The organism is Corynebacterium sp. BF-R-2, from assembly GCF_024586525.1.
In the GTDB taxonomy this organism is placed as follows: domain Bacteria; phylum Actinomycetota; class Actinomycetes; order Mycobacteriales; family Mycobacteriaceae; genus Corynebacterium; species Corynebacterium singulare.
On record NZ_JAMFTP010000023.1, the window covers coordinates 1 to 4,819 of the forward strand.

Here is a 4,819-nt window from a genome sequence, read left to right on the forward strand (position 1 = left end):
AGGCCTCAGCATTTTATTATGGTGATCCCCTGGGCGAAATGCGCCTGGTAAGCAGAGTTTTTGAAATGTAAGGCCTTTGAATAAGACAAAAGGCTGCCTCATCGCTAACTTTGCAACAGTGCCTCTGAGCGCCCTTTCCAGTCAGAACCCGCAGGCCGATCTTGCGGTCTGACAGCTCCTTCACCGTGTTGACCAGATGGGCAAGCGATCGTCCGAGGCGATCGAGCTTCCAGACCACCAGCACATCGCCGTCACGCAATGACTTGAGGCAGGCAGTCAAGCCAGGGCGATCATCACGACCGCCGGAAGCAAGATCATCATAGATATTGTCCCGTTCGACACCTGCGGCGCGCAAGGCGTCGTGCTGCAGGTCGAGAGACTGCGAGCCATCGGCTTTGGAGACGCGGGCATATCCGATCAGCATGTATCACAAACGTTGGTTTGAGGCGGCGCTTCGGCCACGATTGCATTGACCTCTGGAAATGTATCTCAACCAGCTTCATAAACAAAGCGTCTTGAACGCTATCAGATTTTGAAAAAGGAACATGTATGCCGCGTCGCGTCACTCTAACCGATCGGCAGAAAGACGCGCTGTTGCGCTTGCCGACTTCACAGACGGATTTGCTCAAGCACTATACGCTGAGTGATGAAGACTTTGGGCATATCAGGCTGCGTCGGCGCGCTCACAACAGGTTCGGCTTCGCCCTGCAATTGTGTGTCCTGCGCTATCCCGGCCGGGTGCTGGCTCCAGGCGAACTGATCCCTGCAGAGGTCATCGAATTTATCGGAGCGCAGCTTGGCCTGGGTGCCGACGATCTCGTAGACTATGCTGCCCGCGAGGAAACACGGCACGAGCATCTTGCCGAGTTACGGGGGCTCTACGGCTTCCGCACCTTCTCCGGACGTGGTGCGAGCGAGCTGAAGGAATGGTTGTTCCGAGAAGCCGAGATGGCGGTGTCGAACGAGGATATCGCCCGTCGCTTCGTAGCCGAGTGCCGACGCACCCGCACTGTCCTTCCCGCGACATCCACGATCGAGCGGCTTTGTGCCGCGGCTCTCGTCGATGCCGAGCGACGCATCGAGACGAGGATCGCCAGTCGGCTGCCTATGTCGATCCGAGAACAGTTGCTGGCATTGCTCGAGGAGACGGCTGATGATCGGGTGACCCGTTTTGTGTGGCTGCGCCAGTTCGAGCCTGGCTCGAACTCTTCGTCGGCCAACCGGCTGCTCGACCGGCTCGAATATCTGCAACGCGTCGATCTCCCCGAGGATCTGCTTGCCGGCGTTCCTGCCCATCGGGTGACTCGTCTGCGCAGGCAGGGTGAACGGTATTATGCCGACGGCATGCGCGATCTCCCGGAGGACAGGCGGCTTGCGATCTTGGCTGTTTGCGTCTCGGAATGGCAGGCGATGTTGGCCGACGCAGTGGTCGAAACCCACGACCGGATCGTCGGCCGTCTCTACCGTGCTTCGGAGCGTATTTGCCATGCAAAGGTCGCAGACGAAGCGGGGGTGGTGCGTGACACCCTGAAATCCTTCGCCGAGATCGGGGGCGCCCTGGTCGATGCACAGGATGATGGCCAGCCGCTGGGCGATGTCATCGCGAGTGGGTCAGGGTGGGACGGCTTAAAAACCCTTGTTGCAATGGCAACCAGGCTGACCGCCACCATGGCCGACGATCCGCTCAATCATGTGCTCGACGGTTATCACCGCTTCCGCCGATACGCTCCACGCATGTTGCGCCTGCTCGATCTGCGAGCTGCGCCCGTTGCACTGCCGCTTCTGGAAGCGGTGACGGCCCTTCGTACCGGTTTGAACGATGCCGCGATGACCAGCTTCTTGCGGCCCAGCTCGAAATGGCATCGCCACCTTCGGGCCCAGAGGGCTGGCGACGCTCGCCTATGGGAGATCGCGGTGCTGTTCCATCTGCGCGATGCGTTCCGCTCCGGAGATGTCTGGCTTACTAGGTCCCGGCGCTATGGCGATCTGAAACACGCACTCGTTCCGGCACAAGCCATCGCGGAAGGCGGTCGTCTCGCTGTGCCATTGCGGCCGGAGGAATGGCTGGCAGACCGGCAAGCTCGCCTCGACATGCGGTTGCGCGAGCTTGGCCGTGCCGCTCGCGCAGGCACGATCCCGGGCGGGTCGATTGAAAACGGCGTTCTGCATATCGAGAAACTCGAAGCCGCCGCGCCGACAGGCGCCGAAGATCTGGTGCTCGATCTCTACAAGCAGATCCCGCCCACGCGCATCACCGATCTCCTGCTGGAGGTGGATGCGGCGACCGGCTTCACCGAAGCGTTCACCCATCTGCGCACAGGAGCACCCTGCGCTGACCGGATCGGGCTAATGAACGTTATCTTGGCGGAAGGGATCAACCTCGGCTTGCGCAAAATGGCGGATGCGACAAACACCCACACCTTCTGGGAATTGATCCGCATTGGACGGTGGCATGTCGAGGGCGAAGCCTATGACCGGGCGCTGGCCATGGTGGTCGAGGCACAGGCAGCGTTACCCATGGCCCGGTTCTGGGGCATGGGCACGTCGGCTTCGAGCGACGGACAGTTCTTCGTCGCTACAGAGCAAGGTGAGGCCATGAACCTGGTCAACGCGAAATATGGCAATACCCCGGGCCTGAAAGCCTATAGCCACGTCTCCGACCAATATGCGCCGTTCGCAACCCAGGTGATTCCTGCAACGGCAAGCGAAGCGCCTTACATCCTCGATGGCCTGCTGATGAACGATGCTGGACGCCATATCCGCGAGCAGTTCACCGACACGGGCGGCTTCACCGATCACGTCTTTGCCGCATGTGCCATTCTCGGCTACCGGTTCGCTCCGCGCATCCGCGACCTGCCATCCAAACGGCTCTACGCGTTCAATCCGTCGGCCGCCCCGGCGCACCTGCGAGCGTTGATCGGCGGAAAGGTCAACCAAGCCATGATCGAGCGCAATTGGCCCGACATCCTGCGCATCGCCGCCACCATTGCTGCCGGGACCGTCGCGCCAAGCCAGATTCTGCGGAAACTCGCCTCCTATCCGCGGCAGAACGAGCTCGCGACAGCCCTGCGGGAAGTCGGTCGCGTCGAGCGCACCCTGTTCATGATCGACTGGATTCTGGATGCCGAACTCCAACGGCGTGCCCAGATCGGGCTCAACAAAGGCGAAGCTCATCATGCGCTGAAGCGGGCAATCAGCTTCCACCGCCGCGGTGAAATCCGCGACCGTTCCGCCGAAGGCCAGCATTACCGCATCGCCGGCATGAATCTGCTCGCCGCCATCATCATCTTCTGGAACACCATGAAGCTCGGCGAGGTCGTTGCAAACCAGAAACGCGATGGAAAGCTGCTATCGCCCGATCTCTTGGCCCATGTTTCGCCGCTCGGATGGGAACACATCAATCTCACCGGAGAATATCGCTGGCCAAAGCCTTAGCGTAGGATTCCGCCCCCTCCCGCAAACGACCCCAAGATGTTCATGGTCTCCCCGATCACTGCCCGGAAATGGGCAGGCCGCTACCGGGAAGAGGGTGAGTTTGGGTTGCAGGATCGCTCCAGCAAGCCGCACCGGATCCCAGGCAGGACGCCCGAGCATGTCAAGAAGAAGATCATCAACCTGCGCTGGCGGCTTCGACTGGGGCCAGCCCAGATCGCTGCGCGACTTGGTCTCTCGACGTCGACTGTTCACGCGGTCCTCGTCCGTTGCCGCGTGAACCGCCTCTCGCATATCGATCGTGTCACTGGCGAGCCATTGCGGCGATATGAGCATCCTCATCCGGGATCGTTGATTCATGTCGATGTCACGAAGTTCGGCAACATCCCCGACGGCGGTGGACATCGTTACGTAGGTCGGCAGCAAGGCGCACGGAACAAGCTCGCGACTCCGGGATTACCACGAGGAAAAGATCACAAGCCGCGCACCGGGACGGCGTTCGTTCACACAGTCATCGATGACCACTCCCGCGTCGCATACGCAGAAATCTGGTCGGATGAGCAGGCGAGCACAGCGGTGGGAGTTCTCGAACGCGCCGTGGCCTGGTTCGCCGAACGAGGCGTGACCGTCGAGCGAGTCCTATCCGACAACGGGTCGGCATACAGATCCCACGCATGGAGGGACTTCTGCGCTCGGCTCGGCATCCGACACAAGCGGACACGCCCCTACCGGCCGCAGACGAACGGGAAGATCGAGCGATTCCACCGCACGCTCGGGGACGGCTGGGCCTATGCCAGGTTTTACGGTTCAGAGGCCGAACGACGCCTGGCGCTGCCCGGCTGGCTCCACTTCTACAACCACCACCGACACCACTCTGCGATTGGCGGCGTACCCTTCGACCGACTCAACAACGTCCCTGGACATCACACCTAGGCGACTGGCCTCAGGGCTACAAGCCTTGCAGCGCGCCTCGGCTGCCTATGCATGAGAACGAAACTCCTGGAGCGTCCAGGAAAGACGCTCTCCGGAGCGTTCCTCGCCGAGACAGACCCGTAGTCATTAGTTCGCCGGTGGTTTGCCCCAGTCAGGGCGCTTGGTTAGGTGCCACGACCCGCACGAGGGCATTCGTAGATCCGCAGCGGCCCTGCCCGTCGCGACCGTTTCAGTGCTACATGCACGGCGTCATTATAGTGCTCGTATTCGCGTTTACCAGTTTCGGAGCACAGTACGCGTTCGACTGGCGGCTTCTTCGACCTCCTCCGATGTGCTTCATCACACAATGATTCTAAACTTCAGGTGTAACTGGCTCCTGTAGGTGACTGATGATGGTGGCAGCAACTACGAGCGCTGCGGCACCGAAGACTCCACCGGCGACCGCGACGGCTGT

General features: G+C 60.9%; 1 protein-coding gene and 2 pseudogenes. 2 read left to right on the plus strand and 1 reads right to left on the minus strand.

Translation table 11 applies throughout. The annotated features are described in order from the left end of the window. Positions 1–88: 88 nt before the first annotated feature. Positions 89–424 (minus strand): annotated as a pseudogene (locus tag M5J09_RS13050) (recombinase family protein); the annotation flags it as partial. Between the two features lie 125 nt (positions 425–549). Between M5J09_RS13050 and M5J09_RS13055 the strand changes: the two are divergent. Together M5J09_RS13055 and M5J09_RS13060 are read left to right on the plus strand one after the other, a co-directional pair. Next, positions 550–3,435: a Tn3 family transposase gene (locus tag M5J09_RS13055; protein ID WP_011116984.1), complete on the plus strand. Its 2,886-nt coding sequence runs from the start codon at positions 550–552 to the stop codon at positions 3,433–3,435. Between the two features lie 39 nt (positions 3,436–3,474). After that, positions 3,475–4,365 (plus strand): annotated as a pseudogene (locus M5J09_RS13060) (IS481-like element IS5564 family transposase); the annotation flags it as partial. Between the last annotated feature and the right edge of the window lie 454 nt (positions 4,366–4,819).